Origin of the sequence: Bacillus sp. AFS001701 (assembly GCF_002559405.1) — a bacterium.
Taxonomy (GTDB): Bacteria; Bacillota; Bacilli; order Bacillales; family Bacillaceae_G; genus Gottfriedia.
On sequence record NZ_NTZO01000320.1, the window covers coordinates 1 to 1,064 of the forward strand.

Annotated in this window: 2 protein-coding genes; both read right to left on the minus strand. The window is 35.1% G+C overall.

Annotated elements, in window-relative coordinates; all coding sequences use genetic code 11:
* Window positions 1–741, minus strand: a 741-nt coding sequence (locus CN514_RS18850; RefSeq protein ID WP_176525968.1) for an AMP-binding protein, incomplete at its 3' end; no start/stop codon positions are given.
* A gap of 30 nt (window positions 742–771) precedes the next feature.
* Window positions 772–1,017 (minus strand): hypothetical protein, encoded by a 246-nt coding sequence (locus tag CN514_RS18855; RefSeq protein WP_176525969.1) that lies wholly within the window; start codon window positions 1,015–1,017, stop codon window positions 772–774.
* Window positions 1,018–1,064 lie beyond the last annotated feature (47 nt).

A 1,064-nucleotide genomic window follows, 5' to 3' on the forward strand; every position in this document is an offset into this window, starting at 1 on the left:
AATTTTATACTTTTCAATATCCTTTAAAACATTTACTGGGTTAAAATCACGATGGATCACATTTGTCATTCCCAAATATAAACCTGGTAAAAGAAAGATTACAAGCTGTGCACAATGGAAGAAAGGAGCCACATGTAAAAGACGATCCTGACAACTTTGTCCCATTACCGCACTCAATCCATTTATTAATTTTTCTATACGTATATAGTCGAAAAGCGCACCTTTTGGTTGCCCAGTTGTACCTGAAGTATATAGTAAATGAAAATCATCATCTCCGGAAATCTCTACTTGGGGATCTTCGTCAATTGATGACAACACATCAAAAAAGCTTAAACAATTCGGCGATGAAGTTGCTGGAGTAGTAATGATATTCCTTACTTTCATTGAGGATTTTGAAGCATCTAAAACGACTTTTTCTAGTTCTGAATCACAAACCACAATGACACTATCCGACTGCTCTAAAATATATTCAACTTCCCTGGAAACAAGGCGGAAGTTAATTGGAACAGCAACAGCACCTACTTTTACAGCAGCACAATAACTAATCGCAAACAAGTCAGAGTTTGCCATCATTAGAGCTAGTTTTTCACCTTTTTTTAAACCTAGGTTCTGTAATCCCCATGCAAAACGATTAACCACTTTATTGAATTCCATGTATGTGTATGTACGGTCTTGATAGACTAATGCTAATTTATCTGGGTGCCTTTTTGCGTTTAACGATAATACATTTCCAAAACTCATTTGCATACCCCCGTCTTAAATAATTTAGATTTAATCAACTGACCTAATAACTCCCTTTTCAATGAATTGATAAATTGTTTGAGCATCGAATCCTAAATTAAATAAAACCTCTTTTGTATTCGTACCAGGTTTTACACCAACATGTTCATAAGTAGGGTTAAACACTGACGATTTAAAAGGTGAACCAATTTGTAATTGATTTGTACCGTCATCCCTTTGGACGTTTACTAAAAGCCCCCTTGCGGCTTCTTCAAAAGTTAGAACTGGCTTTAGCACACGCATCAAATTTACTAAAAATTTCTATTAACTCATTAAACGTTTTC